Annotated in this window: 15 protein-coding genes and 1 pseudogene; 8 read left to right on the plus strand and 8 right to left on the minus strand. The window is 37.3% G+C overall.

All coding sequences use genetic code 11. The annotated features are described in order from the left end of the window. Positions 1 to 1,209: 1,209 nt before the first annotated feature. From ACFIMS_RS09420 to ssb, 5 genes and pseudogenes are all read right to left on the minus strand, one after another. Complete coding sequence (locus ACFIMS_RS09420; RefSeq protein WP_375611520.1) at positions 1,210 to 1,722, minus strand: peptidylprolyl isomerase; 513 nt, start codon at positions 1,720 to 1,722, stop codon at positions 1,210 to 1,212. An 18-nt stretch (positions 1,723 to 1,740) separates the two neighbouring features. Further along, positions 1,741 to 2,417, minus strand: a pseudogene (locus ACFIMS_RS09425) (peptidylprolyl isomerase). Positions 2,418 to 2,419: 2 nt separating this feature from the next. After that, positions 2,420 to 2,926: a pantetheine-phosphate adenylyltransferase gene (coaD, locus tag ACFIMS_RS09430; RefSeq protein ID WP_375611518.1), complete on the minus strand. Its 507-nt coding sequence runs from the start codon at positions 2,924 to 2,926 to the stop codon at positions 2,420 to 2,422. A 24-nt stretch (positions 2,927 to 2,950) separates the two neighbouring features. Continuing rightward, positions 2,951 to 5,734, minus strand: coding sequence for a DNA gyrase subunit A (gene gyrA / locus ACFIMS_RS09435; RefSeq protein ID WP_375629047.1), 2,784 nt, complete (start codon positions 5,732 to 5,734; stop codon positions 2,951 to 2,953). Positions 5,735 to 5,964: 230 nt separating this feature from the next. Then, positions 5,965 to 6,471, minus strand: coding sequence for a single-stranded DNA-binding protein (ssb, locus tag ACFIMS_RS09440; RefSeq protein ID WP_375611516.1), 507 nt, complete (start codon positions 6,469 to 6,471; stop codon positions 5,965 to 5,967). Positions 6,472 to 6,801: 330 nt separating this feature from the next. Here ssb and uvrA point away from each other — a divergent pair, with 330 nt between their 5' ends. The 4 genes from uvrA to ACFIMS_RS09460 all read left to right on the plus strand — a co-directional run bounded on the left by uvrA (position 6,802) and on the right by ACFIMS_RS09460 (position 13,291). After that, complete coding sequence (gene uvrA / locus ACFIMS_RS09445) at positions 6,802 to 9,717, plus strand: excinuclease ABC subunit UvrA (RefSeq protein ID WP_375611515.1); 2,916 nt, start codon at positions 6,802 to 6,804, stop codon at positions 9,715 to 9,717. Between the two features lie 1,064 nt (positions 9,718 to 10,781). After that, positions 10,782 to 11,120 carry a P-II family nitrogen regulator gene (locus tag ACFIMS_RS09450; protein ID WP_015856528.1) on the plus strand — a complete coding sequence of 113 codons (339 nt, stop codon included), beginning with the start codon at positions 10,782 to 10,784 and terminating at the stop codon, positions 11,118 to 11,120. A 59-nt stretch (positions 11,121 to 11,179) separates the two neighbouring features. Then, positions 11,180 to 12,589 carry a type I glutamate--ammonia ligase gene (glnA, locus tag ACFIMS_RS09455; RefSeq protein ID WP_375611514.1) on the plus strand — a complete coding sequence of 470 codons (1,410 nt, stop codon included), beginning with the start codon at positions 11,180 to 11,182 and terminating at the stop codon, positions 12,587 to 12,589. A 156-nt stretch (positions 12,590 to 12,745) separates the two neighbouring features. Continuing rightward, positions 12,746 to 13,291 (plus strand): hypothetical protein, encoded by a 546-nt coding sequence (locus tag ACFIMS_RS09460; RefSeq protein WP_375611513.1) that lies wholly within the window; start codon positions 12,746 to 12,748, stop codon positions 13,289 to 13,291. Positions 13,292 to 13,325: 34 nt separating this feature from the next. Here ACFIMS_RS09460 and ACFIMS_RS09465 read toward each other — a convergent pair whose 3' ends face one another. Next, positions 13,326 to 14,108 carry an ATP12 family chaperone protein gene (locus ACFIMS_RS09465; protein ID WP_375686139.1) on the minus strand — a complete coding sequence of 261 codons (783 nt, stop codon included), beginning with the start codon at positions 14,106 to 14,108 and terminating at the stop codon, positions 13,326 to 13,328. A gap of 648 nt (positions 14,109 to 14,756) precedes the next feature. Between ACFIMS_RS09465 and ACFIMS_RS09470 the strand changes: the two genes are divergently transcribed. From ACFIMS_RS09470 to ACFIMS_RS09485, 4 genes are read left to right on the plus strand one after another with little or no spacing between them, the layout of a single operon-like run. After that, positions 14,757 to 15,317 (plus strand): prephenate dehydratase domain-containing protein, encoded by a 561-nt coding sequence (locus tag ACFIMS_RS09470; RefSeq protein ID WP_375696691.1) that lies wholly within the window; start codon positions 14,757 to 14,759, stop codon positions 15,315 to 15,317. Continuing rightward, the gene (locus tag ACFIMS_RS09475) at positions 15,304 to 16,509 is read left to right on the plus strand and encodes a DUF6421 family protein (RefSeq protein ID WP_375696692.1); all 1,206 of its coding nucleotides are present in this window, start codon (positions 15,304 to 15,306) and stop codon (positions 16,507 to 16,509) included. Before ACFIMS_RS09470 ends, ACFIMS_RS09475 begins: the two co-directional genes overlap by 14 nt. Further along, the gene (locus tag ACFIMS_RS09480) at positions 16,506 to 17,453 is read left to right on the plus strand and encodes a DMT family transporter (protein ID WP_375681395.1); all 948 of its coding nucleotides are present in this window, start codon (positions 16,506 to 16,508) and stop codon (positions 17,451 to 17,453) included. The genes ACFIMS_RS09475 and ACFIMS_RS09480 overlap by 4 nt, the downstream gene beginning before the upstream one ends. Then, positions 17,450 to 18,712: an acetyl-CoA carboxylase biotin carboxylase subunit family protein gene (locus ACFIMS_RS09485; RefSeq protein ID WP_375681394.1), complete on the plus strand. Its 1,263-nt coding sequence runs from the start codon at positions 17,450 to 17,452 to the stop codon at positions 18,710 to 18,712. Before ACFIMS_RS09480 ends, ACFIMS_RS09485 begins: the two co-directional genes overlap by 4 nt. Before the next feature lie 258 nt (positions 18,713 to 18,970). Here ACFIMS_RS09485 and ACFIMS_RS09490 read toward each other — a convergent pair whose 3' ends face one another. Then, the gene (locus tag ACFIMS_RS09490) at positions 18,971 to 21,724 is read right to left on the minus strand and encodes an autotransporter outer membrane beta-barrel domain-containing protein (RefSeq protein ID WP_375681393.1); all 2,754 of its coding nucleotides are present in this window, start codon (positions 21,722 to 21,724) and stop codon (positions 18,971 to 18,973) included. 948 nt (positions 21,725 to 22,672) lie between these two features. Beyond that, positions 22,673 to 23,122, minus strand: coding sequence for a hypothetical protein (locus tag ACFIMS_RS09495; protein ID WP_375611505.1), 450 nt, complete (start codon positions 23,120 to 23,122; stop codon positions 22,673 to 22,675). Positions 23,123 to 23,220: the final 98 nt, after the last annotated feature.

Consider the following 23,220-nt stretch of genomic DNA (forward strand, 5'->3'; position numbering starts at 1 on the left):
TTATCCTTAACAGAACTGCAAAATTATTATCACAATAATTTCATCTTCACATACTTCCATAAGCAGTAACTTTGTACCCATAGAAGAAAATTTTGAACGCATTGTACAGCTTACATATTCTTTAACTTTTACAGATAAAAATTTTTCATCTACTGGGCACAGCGATCCTCACGCTTAATAAAAACGCAAATGAGCATAATCACTTATCCACTCACAATATTGAGACAGCTCTTGGCATTAGAGATAATTCACAAAAGAAATTAAAGTGTAAATAAAAATACTTTAAAAAACTAAAAATGCTTTTTGTAAAGATTCTCAAATACAAAAAGCTCTATCGTAACATTAGAGGCTGAAAAAGCGTATGATGGTACCCGCTTGCTCCTTCATAAGCTTTAAAGAAGGTGGTACATAATAGATTTTATACTATTTATAGCTTTAAAACTATACATGCCATGAATATCATCGTGGAAGTGAACGTTGATATGTACTAAGAAATGCTTCTTAAAAAACACGTAAATACGCAACACAAGTGTATTCCGTTTGGAGCATTCCTCTATTAAAAAACGAGAAAAATAAAAGCGTAAGTCCATGCATAATCTTCATTATTTAAAAGATATTGCATTAGATACTTTTAAAAAAGTAAAGTTGAGTTAAAAAGGAGATGGCAAGACTAGCCATTTGTTTCACTTCTGCGCCTTTATTATATTCTTCTAAGATTAAACTGTCTTCTTATTTTAAAGATTACGCCAATATATATAAATGCTGGTTTTCCACCTTGCTAGGAAAACTGGATGAGCGAGTAAAGCTCTTATCCATCTTAATATGTGTTTCAAACATGCTTCTGCATTAGGATTGGATGTTGATTTACGAGCAGAAACAAAAGCACACGCTCTCTTAAGAAAGTAACATCATAAAACCATTAAGACCGACAATGGATTGAAGAGAAATGCCGAATTTTTTATAAAACACTTTGCCAAACAACAACCATAATACAACAGACTTTGCGTTTTCTTATTCTGACAGGTGTTTGTACAAATCCGTTACGTTATATTCTTCAGGAAGATCCGATTGAAGAAAATATATGGACAATGCTTAGCTCGAAATTATAAAAGGTAAGCGTGATACTACAAAAGAGTTTCGTGTGCCTTTATTGATCAGAAAAGAGTACTTTTTCTTAGAAACTTACAATTGAAATCAGTATAGTTTATACTATTCTACATCCGCAGCAATAATGGCTTTGGTAATTGAATCTGGATCTGCAACAGGTTCACCACGTTTAATTTTATCAACATTTTCCATACCTTCAACAACCTGCCCCCATATGGAATATTGACGATCAAGCCACGGAGCATCTGCAAAACAAATAAAAAACTGAGAGTTAGCAGAATTTGGATTCTGACTCCGTGCCATAGAAACTGTACCACGCTTATGAGAAAGATTTGAAAACTCTGCTGTTAAATTTGGTTTTTCTGCCCCCCCCATACCAGCACGTGATAAATTGAATTTTTCACTATCCTTCTTTCCAAATTGCACATCCCCTGTTTGCGCCATAAAACCATCAATAACGCGATGGAAAATAACATTATCATAAGCACCTTCCCGTACCAGTTCTTTAATACGTGCAACATGACAAGGTGCCAAATCAGCAAAAAGCTCAATAACAACTCTGCCCTTTGTTGTTTCAAGAATTAAAGTATTCTCTGGATTTTTATTCTCAGCCATATGGAAAGCTCCCTTGATTCATTTCTCAACTTGTAAAGTAGCAGCATTAATAACATCAGGATTTTTTACAGATCCATTATTACTTGTCGTACCTTTTTTTATTTTATCAACAACATCCATCCCCTTTATAACCTCTCCAACAACCGTATACTGACCGTTTAAAAAAGCAGCATCCTCAAAACAAATGAAGAATTGAGAATTCGCGGAATCCGGATCTTGTGATCGTGCCATCCCAACTGTACCACGCTTAAACGGCTGTTTTGAAAACTCTGCCGGTATATTGGGATAATTTGAGCCACCCATACCAACGCGTTTCAGATCAAAATCTCTACTGCCTTTTTTTCCAAATTCTACATCACCAGTTTGCGCCATGAAATTAGGAATAACGCGATGAAACACAACATTATTATAGGCCCCCTCCTCTGTTAATCTTTTGATTTGCGCAATATGTTTTGGCGNTTAGGAATAACGCGATGAAACACAACATTATTATAGGCCCCCTCCTCTGTTAATCTTTTGATTTGCGCAATATGTTTTGGCGCCAAGTCAGGACGCAGACGAATAATGACATCACCATCTTTGAGAGATAAAATAAGAAGATTTGCGTCATTTGCTGGGCTAGAATTACCAGCGACAGCGAACAATGAAAAAAAACAAAACACACATATCAAAACAGCAAAAATTCTACGAGACACACTTATTCTCCCCTAAAAGATTGGTATTTCGAGCTTAAAGCTTGTGCAACATTGGGCGGTACAAATGGTGTCACATCACCTCCCATAGAGGCAATTTGGCGTACCAATGTAGAAGTTATCGCGCGCCCAGAAACACTTGCCGGCAAAAAAACAGTTTGCAATTCAGGAGCCATAACACCATTCATTCCTGCCATTTGCATTTCATAATCAAGATCAGTACCATCACGCAATCCACGAATGAGAAATGAAGCACCAACTTCACGCGCCTTCTCAATGAGAAGGTTGCTAAATGAAAGAACCTGCAATCGATTAGAATCTGCACCAAATAAGTCTTTCCCTACCTGCGTAATGAAATCAACACGCTCTTCGAAGCTAAAGAGTGTTTTTTTGTCAGCCTGTATCCCTATAGCGACGACCACCTTATCAGCTAACACAAAACACCCTTTCAAAACATCAAGATGACCATTTGTAAGAGGATCAAAAGAACCCGCGTAAAGAGCAATTTTCATGACTTTACTCCTTCCTCTTAAAAATTATTTTTCTTCGCTCATATCAACTGTATCAGAATGCTTCTCACCTTCATCATCTAATGAACTCGTATCATCTTCAGGTTCAGAAATACGTTCAACCGATACGACTCTTTCACCTTTGGCTGTATTAAAAATTGTGACTCCCTTAGTTGAGCGCCCAGCAGTACGAATTCCCTCAACAGGGACACGAATAAGCTGCCCCCCATCTGATACCAACATAATTTGATCTTGCGCCTTCACCGGAAAAGCCGCTACTAATTTACCAATTTCAGCTGTTTTAGATGGATCTGTTGCGCGAATCCCCTTTCCGCCACGTCCCGAAATCCGGAACTCATAGGAAGAAGAACGTTTACCATAACCAAACTCACTCACTGTCAAAAGCATTTGTTCACGTGCATGAAGTTCTGCATAACGTTCATCTGTTAACTCTGTTTCAGCACCCCCATCTTCTTCATCAAAAGTTATAACATCTTCAACATCAGCATCTGCACCAGAAGCACGCCGTTCATTCATTACACGTTTAATATAAGCAGAACGCTCAATGGACGTCGCCTCGACATGCTCTAAAATTGTCATCGAAATGACTTTATCGCCTTTAGCTAAATTGATACCACGAACTCCCACAGAATTACGCCCAGCAAAGACCCGAACATCAACAACTGGAAAACGGATACATTGTCCTTTGGCTGTTGTTAGAACAACATCATCATGTTCTGTACAGGTTTCAACAGAAAGAATTTCATCTTCTTCATCAAGTTTCATCGCAATTTTACCATTACGATTAACCTGAACGAAATCTGATAATTTATTACGACGCACAGTTCCACGTGTTGTCGCAAACATAATATCTAATGCACTCCAGCTCGCTTCATCTTCAGGCAAAGGCATAATCGTTGTAATACGCTCACCTTGTTGTAAAGGAAGCATATTGATCAAAGCCCGCCCACGCGATTGGGGTGTCCCCAGCGGCAGCCGCCAAACTTTTTCCTTATAAACAATCCCACGTGATGAAAAGAAAAGAACCGGAGTATGCGTATTGGCAACAAACAACCGCGTTACAAAATCCTCATCCTTCGTGGACATACCAGAACGCCCCTTACCACCACGTCGCTGTGCACGATAGGTATTAAGAGGCACACGCTTAATATAGCCACTATGGCTTACCGTTACCACCATATCCTCTGGTGCGATCAGATCTTCACTCTCCATCTCAGCGCTACCAAAACCAAATACGGTACGTCGCGGCGTTGCAAATTCCTCACGAAGAGCACTCAACTCATCCTTAACAATAGACATAATGCGTACGCGTGATGCCAAGATCTCAAGATAGTCAGCGATATCCACGCCAATTTTATTCAATTCATCAGCGATTTCATCACGCCCAAGGGCTGTCAATCGTTGCAAACGCAATTCTAAAATAGCACGCGCCTGTTCTTCAGAGAGGTTATAAGTACCATCCTCATGAATAATATGACGAGGATCATCAATAAGTTTAATCAAAGGCGCGACATCCATCGCTGGCCAGCGTCGCTCCATTAACTGTGCACGTGCTGTCTGCGGATCAGGAGCTTTGCGAATAAGCGCTATAATTTCATCAATATTGGCAACAGCAAGGGCAAGGCCAACCAAAACATGTGCTCGCTCACGCGCTTTACGCAAAAGATATTTTGTTCGCCGACTGACAACTTCTTCCCGAAAAGAAACAAATGCACGAAGCATATCAAGCAACGTCATCTGTTCGGGTTTTCCCCCATTCAAAGCAACCATATTACAACCAAAGGAAGTTTGTAGCGGCGTATACCGATATAATTGGTTTAAAACAACTTCCGCAACAACATCTTTCTTCAGCTCAATAACAACCCGATATCCATCACGATCAGATTCGTCACGCAAATCAGAGATTCCCTCAATGCGTTTATCGCGCACCAATTCAGCCATTTTCTCAATCATTGTTGCCTTATTAACTTGATAAGGGATCTCACTCACAATAATTGCTTGTCGACCACTGCGAATTTCTTCGATCTCAACTTTAGCACGCATAATGATTGAGCCACGCCCTGTTTCATAAGCTGCACGAACACCAGAGTGGCCAAGGATAATACCCCCTGTAGGAAAATCCGGACCAGGAATAATTTCAATTATTTTATCGAGTGTGATATCGGGATTATCAATCAAAGCGATACAACCATCAACGACTTCACCAAGATTATGGGGAGGAATATTGGTTGCCATTCCCACAGCAATTCCCCCTGACCCATTAACCAAAAGATTGGGAAAACGCGCTGGTAAGACAACCGGTTCACGCTCACGCCCATCGTAATTATCCTGAAAATCAACAGTATCTTTATCAATATCAGCTAAAAGTTCTTCTGAAACTTTTTCTAAACGACACTCAGTATAGCGCATAGCCGCGGGTGGATCACCATCAACGGAACCAAAATTTCCCTGACCATCAATTAATGGATTTCTTAAAGAAAAGTCCTGCGCCATACGCACTAATGCATCGTAAATTGAAGCATCACCATGGGGATGAAATTTCCCCATAACCTCACCAACAACACCAGCAGATTTACGATACGACTTATTGAAAGAAAGCCCCATCTCATTCATAGCATGAAGGATACGTCGATGAACAGGCTTAAGACCATCACGGACATCAGGGAGTGCACGTGAAACAATCACGCTCATCGCATAATCGAGATAGGAGCGTTGCATTTCATCAATAATACTGATTGGTTCAATACCGGTTAGCACATCACGTTCTGGGTGTGGAGTAAGATCGGTCACAATTTCAAAACTTTCAAAAAAGAATCATTTCACTTTATTTATAGCGAAAAATACACAAAAATGCTAATTTCTCTCCCATGACAAAAAAGAAATTTAACAATATTTTTCAAGATGTTATTAATTTATATTTTAAATTACCAATAATAATTAACAATTTTCACTTCGCTAAACTTCAAAAATCTGAAACAAGCAAACCATAAAATGATCATAATACTGCAATTTAAAGACTCTTAAAAAGGGACGTCATCATCTAATTTGTGTGAAAAACTTTCTCCCAATTGATTATTATTTTGACCAAAAGCATTTCTCTGATTTGAGTGACTATCGGCAAAGCCACCACTATAACTCCCCCCTTGACTTGCTCCTTGCTCCCCGCTCGCAGCTCCCCGCCCATCAAGCATTTGTAATTCGCCACGGTACTTTTGCAAAACAATCTCTGTTGTATAACGGTCATTTCCATTTTGATCTTGCCATTTTCGTGTCTGTAACTGCCCCTCAATATAAATTTTGCTGCCCTTTTTTAAATATTGCTCTGCAACTTTGACAAGGTTTTCATTAAAAATAACAATACTATGCCACTCAGTGCGTTCTTTTCGCTCATTTGTATTCCGATCGCGCCAACTTTCTGAAGTAGCAATACGCAGATTTGCCACTTGATCACCAGAATTCAAACGGCGGATTTCAGGATCCGCACCAAGATTACCAATCAAAATAACTTTATTAAGGCTACCAGCCATCGCATAAACTCCAAAATTTTAATTTGTAAAATACTCTGTTCTATAACAGTTATAACCATCTTGACCTTCAATTTACATGTCGCAATTGACTATCAATATGGGTATTGCTATCCTTTACCAATATTGTATTCAGTGTAATTATAACAAAAGATGATAAAAACGCATAGTTTATTCGACCACGAGAGAATAAAAAGCTGCTCATTTGTATTTTTTTCACAAAACTTATACCTTCCTTTTGCATTAAAGCAGTTAAACACATTATAATTCTAAAAAAACAGTTTTATTCCATTTTAGGTGCTCAATTTTTGCCACATATGCCAAGGATAAAGTATGACTCATCAAAAATATATCTCCATTCGCGGTGCACGTGAGCATAACCTTAAAAATATTGATCTCGATCTGCCTCGTGATAAACTCATTGTTATAACAGGACTTTCTGGATCAGGGAAATCATCCTTAGCGTTTGATACAATTTACGCTGAAGGACAACGCCGCTATGTCGAAAGCCTTTCAGCCTATGCACGCCAATTTTTGGAAGTCATGCAAAAACCCGATGTCGACCGCATAGACGGTCTCTCTCCAGCTATCTCCATTGAACAAAAAACAACCAGTCGCAACCCTCGTTCAACGGTAGGTACCGTTACTGAAATCCACGATTACATGCGTCTTCTCTTTGCACGTATTGGTATTCCTCATTCTCCTGCAACAGGACTTCCTATTGAAAGCCAGACAGTAAGCCAAATGGTGGATCAAATTATGGCCTTACCAGAAGGAACGCGAATTTTTATTATGGCACCCTTAGTGCGAGGACGAAAGGGAGAATATAAAAAAGAGCTAACAGAACTTTTAAAAAGAGGATTTCAACGCGCTAAAGTTGATGGAAAATTCTATGAAATCGCTGATATTCCACCTCTTGATAAAAAATATAAACACGACATCGATGTCGTGGTAGACCGCATTGTTGTACAGAAGGATATCACCTCTCGCTTGGCTGATAGTATAGAAACCTGTTTACAGCTAGCAAATGGGCTTGCCATAGCTGAAATGGCAGACCACCCCTTAGCACAAAAAGAAACGACAAAGGAATCTGCTCATAAATCAAAAAATGATACACACAAACGGCTCATTTTTTCAGAAAAGTTTTCCTGCCCTGTATCGGGTTTTTCTATTCCTGAAATTGAACCACGCCTTTTTTCGTTCAATAATCCTTTTGGCGCCTGTCCTCTCTGCGATGGACTGGGCATAAAAAAAGCAATGGATCCACTGAAAATTGTGCCCAATAAAAATCTTACCCTCAAGAATGGCGCCATTGCCCCTTGGGCTAAGTCAGATTCACTTTACTATAAACAAACCTTAGAAGCATTAGGAAAAGCTTACGGTTTCAAACTCACAGATCAATGGTGTGAACTCTCTAATGAAGCACAACAGGCTATTCTCTACGGTACAAAAAGAGATGAAATTTCTTTTATCTATAAAAATAATTCTGGTTCGCATAAAACGACCCAACCCTTTGAAGGAATCATCCCTAATATGGAGAGACGCTGGAAAGAAACCGATTCTGCTTGGTCTCGAGAAGAAATCGAACGTTATATGTCTTCTTCGCCCTGCCCAGCTTGTCACGGTTATCGTTTAAAACCAGAGGCACTTGCTGTAAAAATAAACGGAATGCATATTGGGCAAATATCAGATCTTTCTATTCTAAAGGCAGATGATTGGTTTGCCAATGTTCATCAATATCTCACAAAAAAACAACGTAATATCGCCGTACGTATTTTAAAAGAAATTCGTGAACGCTTGGCTTTTTTAAATCATGTAGGATTGGAATATCTTACCTTGTCTCGAAATTCAGGAACGCTTTCAGGGGGAGAAAGCCAACGCATTCGGTTGGCATCCCAAATTGGTTCTGGTCTTACAGGCGTTCTTTATATTTTAGATGAACCATCTATCGGTTTACACCAACGCGATAATGAACGCCTGTTGGAAATGCTGCGCCATTTGCGTAATCTTGGCAATACAGTTATTGTTGTTGAACATGATGAAGATGCTATTCTCACAGCAGACTATGTTGTCGATATGGGGCCTGCCGCAGGCGTTCATGGTGGAGAAATCATAGCGCAAGGAACACCGCAGGAAATTATAGAAAATTCAGCCTCTCTCACAGGCCAATACCTTTCAGGAAAAATGGCTGTTAAAATGCCGACAGAGCGACGCAAAATATCAAAAACGAAAACACTTAAAATCATCGGCGCCAAAGGCAATAACCTCAAAAATATCAATGCGAATATTCCTCTTGGAACCTTCACATGCATAACTGGTGTTTCTGGAGGAGGAAAATCAACATTTCTTATTGAAACGCTTTTCAAAGCAGCATCACATCATATCATGGGCTCTCATCACAGCCCTGCCAGCTATGACAAAATTGAAGGATTAGAATTTCTTGATAAAGTCATCGATATCAACCAGTCTCCTATTGGACGCACCCCACGCTCTAATCCCGCAACCTATACAGGTGCTTTTACACCGATTCGTGAGTGGTTTGCCGATCTTCCAGAATCAAAAGCCCGCGGTTACAAAGCTGGGCGTTTTTCATTTAATGTTAAAGGAGGACGGTGCGAAGCATGTCAAGGTGATGGAGTCATCAAAATTGAAATGCACTTTTTACCTGATGTCTATGTTACTTGCGATGTCTGTAAAGGAAAACGCTATAACCGAGAAACACTAGAAATAAAATTCAAAGGACAGTCTATAGCCGATATTTTGGATATGACAATTGAAAAGGCAGAGGAATTTTTCCAAGCTATTCCCGCTATTCATAATAAAATGGAAACTCTCATTAAAGTAGGATTGGGTTACATAAAAGTAGGACAGCAAGCAACCACACTTTCTGGTGGGGAAGCACAACGTGTAAAACTTGCGAAAGAACTTTCTCGTAAAACAACGGGACGTACACTCTATATTTTGGATGAACCGACAACAGGTTTACATTTTCATGATATTTCCAAACTTCTTGAAGTGCTTCACGAACTAGTCGAGCAAGGCAACACAGTTATAGTCATTGAACATAACCTTGATGTTATAAAGACAGCCGACTGGATTATTGATTTAGGACCAGAAGGTGGAGATCGCGGTGGTGAAATTGTTGCAATTGGACGCCCTGAAGACATCATTAAGGTTCCCGCTTCCTATACGGGAAAATTTCTAAAACATGTTTTACTGCGCCCATCTCTCTATAATTCCAATTCTTAGAAACGCTTTCTATTGTAAAATACAGCATACTAACAAAGCCTGTACTTTTATTATTACCTGTAAACCAACACCTAATTCCAGTGGTGCAACACGTTTGAAGCAAAGACTAAAAACAATTTAGCGCTTTATAAGCTGTTTCAGTTGTCGTATTGCCAAATAGGAACGCGCACATAATTGCGTATTTATTCTCTGTTTTGTTTATACCTGAAACGACCAGACAACCTAAACTGGGAAGAATATGAAGTTTTAAGGGTATAAATAAATTTCTATATTTCCATTTCCTTTTAATTTATCTTTATGATTTTCCAAGGCATCCACAGCAATATCTTATAATGAAGATTGCCATTGCTTCACACTTTTATTTATCGCGTTCCTTAATGAAGATCACATTCCTCACGAAGGAACAAAACGCCCCAAACGGAATATATTTGCGTTGCCAATTCCCACATCTGTTTTAAAGAAACATTTCTCAATGCTCTCAAGCCCATTTCACAACGGCTCCTATGAATGCTATAATGATAAACTCATTATTATACACCACCATCTTTACATTTATGAATCGGCATCATCACACTCTTTTCCAATATTTGTCTTCCCTACTCCCTAATATTGTAAAGCCTTTAATTATCGAAAGCTTTCATAAAAAGCATTTTATTTCTTTTTTCAAATGTTGTTATCCACACACTCATAACTATTTATGATATATAAAAGTATCGTTTTGATTGATTGACGATAAAAAGATCTAAAATGAGAAAATCTTACGCTATTAGAGTTTCTCATTCAATGTGGAGAGCGTCTAATTATCCTTATAAGTCAAGATATTATCTAATAAAAAAGAAACAAAACTCTTTTATTATATTATTTGAATTCTGTATAAGAATTGTAAGTTTTTTTCCCAAAAAACAGTATTTGGCTGTATTCTACAAAAGAAACTCTCCTAACAGAGCATAGAGTGTCATTATTTTCGACTTTTTGTGCACAAAGTATCTGTTGGACATCTTACAGTTGTCAATATAATGTGATGCAGTCTAAAAAGACAAAATAACGTTGGAGATAATTTCAGCATGAAAAAAATTGAAGCCATTATAAAACCTTTCAAACTTGATGAAGTGAAAGAAGCGCTTCAAAAAATTGGGTTACATGGTATTACAGTAACAGAAGCGAAAGGTTTTGGTCGTCAAAGGGAACATACAGAACTTTATCGTGGTACGAAATATGTTGTTGACTTTCTACCTAAAGTAAAGATTGAAATTGTTGTGTCCGATGAAAAACTGGAACAAACTGTTGATGCAATACGTAAAGCAGCTCAAACCAAACATATAGGGGATGGAAAGATATTTGTCTTTTCCATTGATGATGCAATTCGTATAGGCACAGACGAAACCGGTATCGATGCCCTTTAATAAATAACAGGAAAATTCACTTTTTTATCCACCTCAACGCCATATTAAGGAAATTGAATATGACAACCGCATCAGATATTATCAAACAGATTACAGACAACGAAATCCGTTTTGTTGATTTACGTTTTACTGATCCACGAGGAAAATTGCATCACATTACAATGGATATCGCAGAGATCAGCGAGGATACTTTTAGTGATGGTGTCATGTTTGATGGTTCTTCAATTGCTGGTTGGAAAACAATTAATGAATCTGACATGGTTTTAATGCCAGATCCAGCAACAGCACATATTGATCCTTTTTTTGCTCAATCTACTTTGGTCATATTTTGTGATGTACTTGATCCTGTCTCTGGTGAGTTTTATCGTAGAGATCCTCGTTCTATCGCCAAAAGGGCTGAGGTGTATATGAAATCTTTAAACATTGGAGATACAATCAATGTGGGTCCAGAAGCAGAGTTTTTTATCTTTGATGATGTGCGCTATAAAACGGACCCTTACAACACAGGGTTTAAACTCGATTCAAGTGAACTTCCCTCTAATGATGATACGGAATATGAAACAGGAAATCTAGGGCATCGCCCACGAATAAAGGGAGGCTACCTTCCTGTTCCGCCGATTGATTCCTGCCAAGATATGCGTTCTGAAATGCTCACAGCACTCAAAGATATGGGTGTACAGGTCGAAAAACACCATCACGAAGTAGCAGCGGGCCAACATGAATTGGGTATTCGTTTTGATACACTTGTTCGCGAGGCTGACAAGATGCAAATTTTTAAATATGTTGTACATCAAATAGCAAACAGTTATGGGAAAACAGCAACCTTCATGCCAAAACCAGTTTTTGGTGATAACGGCTCTGGAATGCATGTCCACATTTCCATTTGGAAAGATGGCAAACCCATTTTTGCAGGAAATGAATATGCTGGACTATCAGAAACCTGTCTGTTTTTTATCGGTGGTGTTATTAAGCACGCAAAAGCAATAAATGCTTTTACCAACCCATCTACAAACTCCTATAAACGTTTGGTTCCTGGTTATGAAGCTCCTGTTCTTCTTGCCTATTCAGCACGTAATCGTTCTGCATCTTGCCGTATTCCAATGAGCTCCTCACCAAATTCAAAACGCGTAGAAGTTCGTTTTCCAGACCCAACAGCAAATCCCTATTTGGCATTTGCAGCCCTTTTAATGGCTGGTCTTGACGGTATCAAAAACAAAATTCATCCCGGACATGCTATGGATAAAGATCTTTATGATCTTCCCTTAAAGGAACTTAAAGAAATCCCTACTGTTTCAGGAAGCCTGCGTGAAGCGCTTGAAGCACTTGACAAAGATCGTGGCTTTCTTAAAGCTGGCGACGTTTTTGATGATGATCAGATTAATTCCTTCATTCAAGTAAAGATGCAAGAAGTCTTGCGTTACGAAACAACACCCCATCCTGTTGAATTTGATATGTACTATTCTGTTTAAACAATTAATACGTATTCTTTTGATTTTTAAAGTGGAGGCAAAAGCCTCCATTTTTGTGGATATTCTTCTCATGCAAAAGCGCAAGAGGCTTTTTGCTCATCCGCTTTTCCTTTATAATGTGTTGAATCTCTTCAAATGAATTAACAAAGGTTTCTAATGCCGCGAATTTGTTTTCTCGTTTCCGTTCTTTTATGCATTGTCTTTATCACATCAACAACTAAAGCACATACAATAACCAACCAAAAACTTACAACTCTTGAAAAAGCAACATCTGCTTATAGTAAAGCACTTAAAAATGCCGATGCAAATGCCATCTTAAATGCTATTCCTCCCCAAGTCATCAACCGCTTAACCGCCAAAAAAAATCTTAATCAATCGCAATTTCTACAAATCATGAAAAGCCAAATAGAACGGTTGGCAGAAAGTTACAAGATTGAAACGATCAACATTGATCAAAAACAAAAACGTGAAGGTACCCTTGATAATGGTACCCCTTATTTTGTTATACCCGTGGAGCTTGTAACCACAACAAATGCTGGAAAAAAATGCTCTATTCAAACTGAAATTATTGCCCTACTTCACGATAACCAATGGTATTTTATCCGTGGTAATGACGAAGCGCTCTTAACCATAACCAATGAACTATTTCCTGGACTTGATAAAGTAAAAACCAATCCTCAAAAAGTCACAAAAATACTCTGAGCGAAAAGAATGCACGTAAATAAAAGATTTTCCCCTATAAACAAGTTGTAACAATTGTAGCAGCAGCATTAAATTCAACTTTTTTATGAGAACGGCGTGCTATTGTTTCTTTATCCGTTCCCCATTGCTCCATCATCCAATCTTCATCTAAATGGGCAATAGACCAAGCATGATCAGCATCAATGTTTCCCGCAGCAACAGCAAGAGCAATGAGAGCAGATCCCGTTAATGTTGTCATCATATGAAGTGCAGCAAGCATATAAGCAGACTCAACGCTACGTAAATAATGACTCACAGCTTGAAGTGCTTCTGGTGATTGTTCCACATGCATCAGCCCTTCTGTCAAATAAAACCTTGCACCCAGTTTTTTTTCTGCCCAATCTAATAAAGGATCCCATTGCTCAGATTGTTTTTGCACCAACTCTTTAGGTGTCTGTGCACGATAAAAGATCATATCACATGCAACGAAACGCAATAAATCTTCAAAAACCACCTGCATATCATCAGCGATACCATCAATAACAGTATTAACCAAACGCGTCATCGGCATTTTTGCAGGATCAACAACGTGCTTTTGGTTCTCAAATTCCTGAGCAACATATTCAGCAAACACTTCTGTTGGCACATGAAAATGACGCCTTGCGGGCGTTTTTACGGGACGTTCATCCAACAAAATCGTAAAGCCGGCCTCCTCACAAGCGATCTTCACTTGCTTATAAAACCGTTTTGGGTGTGATTGGCATGAAAGATTTTGAACCTTTTGAACAGAACTCTTCTTATTCAATGGCATATCAACATGATCCAAAATCTCACGCATATTTGTTTACCTCTGATCTTTTCAAAAAAAACGACTGTTTCTTTAGGTTCTGTAGCTTGAATAAGGTTTAATCTGACCTTCTTAACGATTCCAAAGAAGAAAAAAATCTTGCCAATCTCAATCTGATTTAAGAGTTATATTTCATGTTTCTTTTACAAACAAGACAATGATGATTGCCTTTTATATATTTAATACAATCATAATAGTAAAACAATTTCTAAAAGTATTATCTTAATTAAGAAGTTAAATATATTGAGTTTTATGGCAAAGATGTTCACGCCTTACCAATTTGCTTATTATTCACCTATAATAGTATTATCAATATGAACAGATTCAAAAACGCTGCTCATCCAAAAAATGATAGAGCAGTGCGGTTTACGTGTCATTCACCTTCGCTTAACCATTCCAATAATTCTCTAACATATCCAATAAATACCCTGCATAGAATTTTTCCTGCTCAATTACTCCCCTAAACGACGCTGTTTTACGGCATGATAGAATAATGAACAGACAAAATTATAATTGTAAATTTTCTTTCATATATACATTATTTTATAAAGCACTAAATTACTTAACGCATTGTTCTTGATATACTCTATCATATCACACTAATTTAAATTTAGTCGCATAATTAAAAGAATAGAGATCATGCAATCTGAAAATAATACTTTTATCTATACACTTGGCCCTGCAGATACTAACTGTGCAGCAGCAGCACAGTGGTGGCTTGATAATCACAATAAAAATATTTTGTCCACTGACTCGAGATCCCGTATTATCTTATACGCAACTCTTGAAGAAGCATTTAATGAACTTGCTCAGAAAAAGGATGGATATCTCTTAAGCTGTGCTGCTTACCCTGATTTGCATACACTCATATTTACCCGTTTAGGTGATATGCAATTATTTGACAGCTTTATCATGCCTACTCACTCTATGGTTTTAGCTAAACGCAATAACGCTGATGAAATTAAAACCGTAGCGACTCATCCTGCCCCACAATCTCTGGTAGCTCATCAATATGACAAAGTATTTGCCAACAGCAATGCTGATGCAGCCGTTCTTTGTAAGGCTGAAAAAGCCGATGCTTGTATCACAACATCGGTTGCGGCAAATCGCTATAGGCTGAGTATTGTCGAAAATTTTGGACAAGTGCCAATGGACTTTTTGCTCCACTCACTAAAGTCAACTCATCATGAAAAAATCTGAAGCGCTTCTTTCCATTGTTAACTTAGTTGACAAATTCCGTATGCGCCAAGAACGAAATGGGAGCATTAAGGAACCAACTTCAGCAGATAGTAATATGATTAATAAATTGATCACTCTGCTGAACCACCATGCTAATATTCTTGATGGATTATCTCCAAAACTTTTAGCGATCATTTCTGATGATCTTCTTCAGTGGATGATCAGCGGTTTAACGACCCCTCCTAAATTTGATAACACTTTGGCTGCTTTCAAAGCCCCATTACCAGATGCGCCCTTGTTTTTCTTGGCTCCAATGCGTGCAACAAATGGACCTGATCCAGAAGGATTCCGGCTGGAATTAGTTACAGGATATCGTCATGAAACGGCCTATCTTGCTGACGCCTCAAAATATACAAATAATTATGTATCACCATTTCAATGTATAAAAATGGGAATAGCATCAAGAGGTTTTTTAGAAGGCAATTGCATTGTTCTATTCCCAGAATCTGTAGCAGCTGCTCAAAAAATTGATAAGCAAGCATTTGCTTTGTTTTTTTTCAGTAAATTCTTTGATATTTACAACAAGCAAACAATTGTGGAAGCTGAACGTTTACTCGGTCGAGATAGTAAATTCCTGTTCGGTCAATTGCATAGTCGTAACTTATCTAAAGAAGACATTTACGATGCTCGCTGTTTGTGGGGCTATTATCATGACTATGCACATCATACCGGACCGCGGCCATTGGATAAAAATCTGTATATAAAATTAAATTGGTTTACAGGTCTTCTAGAAGAAACTAAAGTTGATTTAATTACAGTGCGTATTATGCTACAAAATCATCCAAAATTTTGGAAAGAAATAACTGAATTTATCCTATTAGAACGTATATTTCGTTATCCAAAAGATTCTGATCAGCATATGACATTCGATGCTGGTACAGGGATCTTGCTTTTTGAAATATTGATGCGGAACAAAGCATTGATTGAAACAAATCAAGGTTATCTTCAATTTGATTTGGAGCGTCTTGAAAAAGTAATAATATTGATGATAGCAGATATAGAAGCACTTGAAGCATTAGATGATGACGCTTATTTGGCAGGAGCTAAAGATTATATCCAAAATAATCTTGGAAAACCACAGACCTCAAAGTCACGATTTAATTTTTCAACATCATCTTATGCACAGCGAGTGATTAGAGGATTAAATCATTGAGTTTTATAAAAGGACGGTTACTATTATTTACTTTTGCCATTCTAGCATTGTTTTCCATAAGTTGGTTATTATCTAAGAATTTGGTTAGCAATATACCCGTCATGCATGCAGTTGGACTTAGGTTGTTTGCCACCGCTGCCACCTTATGGCTGATTGCAATATTTCGTGAGAAAGCTGTTTTCAGATCCCTACCATTGCTTTCCATGATACCTTCTTTTTTAATTCTCTCAGTGTTAGGATTTTCGCTGTATTTTGTATGCAGCTTTGGTGCATTAAAATCGCTCAAAGCCAGTGATTTAACCATGGTGCTCGCTACTATTCCAGGAATTACTTATATATTAGGTGCATTGACAAATGTCCTTAAATTCTCATGGCTGAAGCTTAGTGGAGTGATAATTGTCAGTGTAGCAGCTGTAGTATTCAATATAAATAGTGGAGAAGGTGGATATTATAACCTGATAGGAGTAGTGCTTGCCTTAACAGCAGCACTTTCTTATTCTGCTTATGGCTTATTGTCTAAACGTTATCTTAAAAATCTACCTTTGCTCACCTCACTGGCTTGGATCACGACAATTTCTGTAGCATCATTTATGCCATTATTTATTTTTGATCCTGCCCCACTCTTCTATCTTAAGTTAGAAGATATATTTAAAATATTGATTTTAGGAACTGTTTGCTCGGCACCAGTTTACGTATTATATCAAAAAGTTTTAGCCGAAGGAGGCGTATTATACGCCAACACTATCGGCGTATTATCCCCTTTTGCAGTGATTGCATGTGAATGGATAATCGGCTCGAGCCCTTCTCTCAATATGATCAAAATAATTGCTATGATTGTAGTTGTTATAGGGATGACACTCTTATTTATAGATGCATCAAAGGTATCTACATGGCAACATAAACGCCATTCTCAAAACTCCAAATTTAATGAGGAAACAAAATGAAAAAACTCGCGTTAGTTTGCCAGCGCAATGCAAAATTACCATTTATATTTGAAGCAGCACAAGCAGCTAATATCGAATTAGTAATGATCTATGATACCGCTGAAAGCGTTCCCTCTCAACACCCCGCAGCAGTAACTTCAACTTGGCAACTTCCTGTTTTTGATAACCCAGAGGCAGCTCTAGACACTTTTGCAACGGAAGCAAAAGAACGCAATATTTCTGGGGTTATGACCCTTCGCGAAGAAGCCATCCTATGGACAGCTTTGGCTGCAAAAAAAATCAATACTCCAAGTATTGAACCAGAAGTAGCAGCATTAACCAGAAATAAATATCTCATGCGTCAAGCTTTCGCTAAAGCAGGCTTAAGAACACCAGGATTCTTTTATATAGATCATCCAGAAGACCTATCACAAACACAAGCCTTGGATTATCCACTCGTTATTAAACCCGTCTCTGGATGGGCAAGTACAGGCGTAATGTTAGCTAAAAATTCCGCCGAACTTCCTGATCTCATTAAAGCCGTATGGAATGTTCAGCATAAAGACATGGCACGTTTTAATGATAAAAATAAACCTGTAGGTTTAGTAGTAGAACAGTATTTGCCAGGAAAAGAGTTTGTCGTAGAATGCTTTGTTGATACAGCAGGTGTACACGTTCTGGCCATTGGAGACAAGGGACAGCCTGAGGGACCATGGTTTGAAGAAACAATTTATCGTCAACGCTGTGATATAGATGATCCTTTAATTATTGCTTTATGTGAGGCTGCATGCTCTGGAGTTAAAGCTCTTGGTATAAATATAGGTGCTGCCCATGTAGAGCTACGCCTAGATGCTCATAATTTACCTTATATCATTGAGATTGGCGCTCGTATAGGTGGATCGGGTGTCTCCCATTTTATTGTTGAGCAAAGTACAGGGATTTCATTTGCAAAACTATGTATGAATACCGCTTTAGCTGAAAAAAACTTAGACCTTCCCGATATACTTCCAGCTGAAAAAGTGGCGGCAAATTATATTATTCCTCTTCGTGGTCATGGACGGTTTTCTGGATTTTTAGGTCTCGATAAGGTTGCACAGCATCCTCAAACCGCCAGAACTATCATTTTCTTTGAAACCAATCATCTTTCACCACCTCCACCAGCATTTGGTGGATATCCTGGTTTTATTTTCTCTGTTCATAACTCAAACGAAGAAGCACGCAATTATCACAAATGGCTCGATGACACCTTAAGCATCATATGGCAAAACATTGATTTATAATGATAATTTATCTTTATTCATATTGAATAAGAACCCCGATATTGTAGGATTTTCTCATTTTAATCTGTTTATCAGATGGACAAATTTTTTAAAGCATTTGAGAAATGCTATAGCAGATAAAAATAAATCAACATGATATTTTCATATTTATTAAAGCACATGGTACCATTATTAAAAAATTCTGCACAAACAATGGTTTTAATTCCGATAGTAGAACAAGACTTCGAAAATCACATTTATTATTTTTAAAAAGATTGCTTAAAAATGATAGCGCAATCCACCAGAAAAACGAACTCCAGAAAAACCAGCCTTGGTTAACCTATGCTGATAGCTAAGATCACTGTGAAGTGTAACTTTAGAAGAAAACTGTGAATTGACACCCAAGCCAACTTCTAAGGAAGAACCAAAAGAACTCAACTGAAAAACATCTTTAAAATGAACAAATTGTTCTTTACCAAAACAATGAGCAAGATGAATATTGCCATAAAAAGAAATGATACGATCCTTTTCAGAGGCTGTAAATGTTTTACTTAAACGCCCACCAACACGCATAAACCATTGATCTATTTTTTTCATCTCAACATCAAATCCATCAATATCACGAAACTTATCAAATTGAAGATGTTGATAAATAAGCTGAAGTTGCGGATCAAAAATAAGATCTTTATATCCTGTCATAGACACTTTACCAGCAGAAAACGACACGTTCAAAGGATTTGCTTTTAATGTCGCCGTCTTACCCCAAACACGGCTACGCACATCCCCTTTAAACAAACCATAAGATAAAAAACTATCTATATAAAAATCAGTGTAATGTTTCACACTAGCATATGCCGTAAATGACCATTTATTAAATGTACTCTTTTGACTTTGTTCCACGTTATGAGGTTGTAAGGAAAGCTTTCCATAGGTTCCCATAATCCCAAAAGATGTCGTACTATATGCACGCTCTATTGTTTTGAGCAAAATATCTGTTTTTATAGCGTTATAATCAACATGACCATCGTACCCATATTTAAGTGTAGAAAGATCTGAGACATAACGATAACTCCCACCATAACCGTGGACAGATAAAGCAAAGTTCCCTTCAACTTTTAATAATTTACGAGGAATAGACCGCCTAACTTGCAACTGCTTTTGTTGATGACTAATATCCATGAGCCCAACATGAAACAACGCATTTGGTAACAAAAGATAGGTCGGAACTTGTGGAACAACCTCTCTGACCTTTAACTCAGAAGGGGGAATAGCAGGCACCTCTAAAGCAGGCTGAATATATTTACTTTCAAGGCGGAAATCCCAAAAATCTCCATCTCCTTCAACCAATCTTTGAGAAGTTTGTGCATTTCCAAGAGCAGAAGCTGGACCATAAGCATGAAGATAATATTGGTAAGGCAAACCCTCTAATGCGATATAAGCACGATTTAACTGAAAAGAATCCTCTGCCGCTTTTCCAGAAACCTGAATAAGTGAAATACTATGAGCATTTTCACCGGTTGCTATCTCACCCTGATTTTCTGCAAAAAATTGCACATAAACTGTTGTTTTTCCAGAAACATCACCATGTATTAAAAGCCGATCAGTTTTTGTATTATCGAGCAAACCATCACTACTGAGATGCGTATTGAGATAAATATCTGCCCTATCTTGCGCACTATAAACTTCTTTTTCTCCCTTCCCAATATGAAGTGTCTGATACTCCTGAAACATTGGAGTCTCAAAAGCAATAAAACTATCAGAAACTTTCACAAATGAAATAGACGAACTTGTACGGTTTGCAACTTGCAAATCGATCTCTCTTCTTTTTGTCAAAAACCATTTTGATCCCCCTGTTAAATAAAGCTCAGCAATAGAATCATCGGCAACACGAGTCCCTCCTATCAATGAAGAAGAATTAGCCAAAATCGCTACACTTCCCCCTTTTTCAGCTGTTAATAATAAGTCACCAAAAATTTTTGTACCTTCTGTTACTCCAATATAAATACGACTGTTATGACTATGAACAGCTGTCCCATCTGGAACCTCAAAAATCGTCCTTTTCAAAAAGACAAGCCCCTGTTCATACGCATCATTTTCCTCATCCCTCTCAAAATACATACCATGTTTGTTACCTATTGCTTTAATTGTTGAATCTTCAATATTAACCCGCGAAATTAAAATATTTCCTTCCCTGCCGTTATTGGATGGCGTGTTAGAATCTTGTCCAACTGTTAAAACATGAACATCCGTAGAAATAATATTCGTATTTTTTACATAAACAGAACCCTGATGTTTTACATTGAAAACTGTATGTGTAATTTTTTCATTTGTATTTTCTTTGTCTTCTGTTTTTTGATATTTTGAAGCAATGGTAACACCATCTAAAGTCGCACTCCCCCCTCTCCCCACATAAAGCGCAGCAGCATCATTCACATCAATAAATCCACTTTTCATCTGAATACCCGCATCAGCACTAACGAAAAGAGCACTCTCTTGACCGATACCCAAACCTTCCACTTTAATTTTTGTATTCGTTAACGTAACAGATGCTCCTCGCTTCTCTGCATAAGCAGCAATCTGAAAAGCCTCAATTGTTCCACGATCAACCTCAATCATTCCATTATCAGCTTTAAGACCTATTGATACATTTTTAAAAGCTGAATCGCTCAAAACAATTTTTCCCCCTCGTGATACAAAAACACCATAAATATCTTCTATACCCGCAGTCCCTTCAACCTCTACACGCGTTGCCTGAATAACTGTATTTGGCTCCTGCACTACTATAGCAGCAGGTAACATGAGAGAACAATCCTCCCCATTCGTTTCTTTAACAGGCGCCGTGAATTTATATACTTTATCACTAATTGTATGCTTTGAACCATCACTGCATTCATAAGGTAATTTGTTTTTGTCACATGACAGTGATGTATATGAATGAGAATGTGCCTCAATATTTATATTTAACAAAAAAGAAAAAATAGCTGCTGTAAAAACGCACGAATACAAGTGATTGTTAGATACCTTGATTATCATTGTTTTTCAAAACTTTCTTTTTTCAACAAAAACAAAAAATGCTGGCAAAAAAATAAACCACAAATTAAACACAACAAGAATAAAACAAACAAAATTATTTTATTTTTCATGATAAAATCATAGCATTCAATAATATGTTTTGTGTTTTATGTAAAGAAAGAACAAAAAGTTTAAAAATACCATTTAGGATGAAAATCCCTTTAAAGAATGCATCTCAAAAACCGCTGGAAACTGTAATTACAAAAGGCCAAAAAACCAATCTTAAAAAAACGTAAAAAAATGCGAATTTTGAAGAGATATAATATTCAATTTATCTCACCACCAAAAAATAAAAATACAACAAAATGAGAATAACTTCTAAGATTAAACGATTAAAACGTTTTAATAAAACACAGAACAAAAAGATACAGTATACGAAATCTATAACCGCATCATCTCTTCAACTACAACAAAAAAACAAGAAATTGCACACTAATGTATAAGCTAATGTACACAATTTCTATATTAAAAATGCTAGATATCTAACAAAGAAATTTGAATAAATAAAAAACTTCTCCTAATACCCTATCATCAATGATTTGAATTAATAAATGTAATATTTTAGATCTTTTGATAAAATCTAAAATACAGTAAAACACTCACCATTCTGAACTTAAAAAACACCAAAATAAAATTTCATCAAAATTAGCTCTATGAAAGCTATCTGTTTATTATCGTTAAAGAAGATATTTTAGCAAAGCTATTATTTGCCATTCTTTATATTGAATAAATTTCTCTAAACAACAACTCACTATCCTCCGCTAGCATCATCTGACAACAACACTATTGCCAATCTCGTAGCTGATGAATATAACTACATTAGAGACAAAAGAGCTATATTTCTCTCTTCTCCCGTTTAATATTTTTATTTAATTATTGCTTTAAAAATTAACGTTCTACTGTTGATGATCACTTGTGCAAAGCTTTTTTTATTTTCTGGCGCTTTTTATCATTTTCAAAACGTAACATCAAATCTCGCTCTTGTTGTGTCGAATTGGTTACACCAAAAGTATCATTGTCCATAACCTGCTGATACCCTGCTACCATTAAATTGACTAAAAATGAATCACTTCGCGGCGTTGATGAAAAATAGATTCCCTTTGAATCTTGTAATTTGTACCGATAACCTGCTTTAGTCATGCACTCATAAACTGCTGCAAAATCACTTGCACGCGAATCCATATTTTTAGAAGAAGCGTAGATTGGTTTCCAACCACATTTTGACAGTGCTTGTTGGACCATAGACTTACTGACACCAGACTTTTCCCATAATTCTAACGTCGATGGGGGAGGTTTGCTAATACACCCAGCAGAGCTTAATAAAATTATAGCAATCAATAATTTCAATGTTTTTTTCATTTCCCCCTCCGTCAATATTTACGATAGAAAGACTGATAAGTCTTCTAATATTTTCTCACACGCAAGATGACTTTTGTTAGCATATAGATATTGAAGAA

It is taken from the genome of Bartonella sp. AP331QHHD (genome assembly GCF_042195905.1).
In the GTDB taxonomy this organism is placed as follows: domain Bacteria; phylum Pseudomonadota; class Alphaproteobacteria; order Rhizobiales; family Rhizobiaceae; genus Bartonella.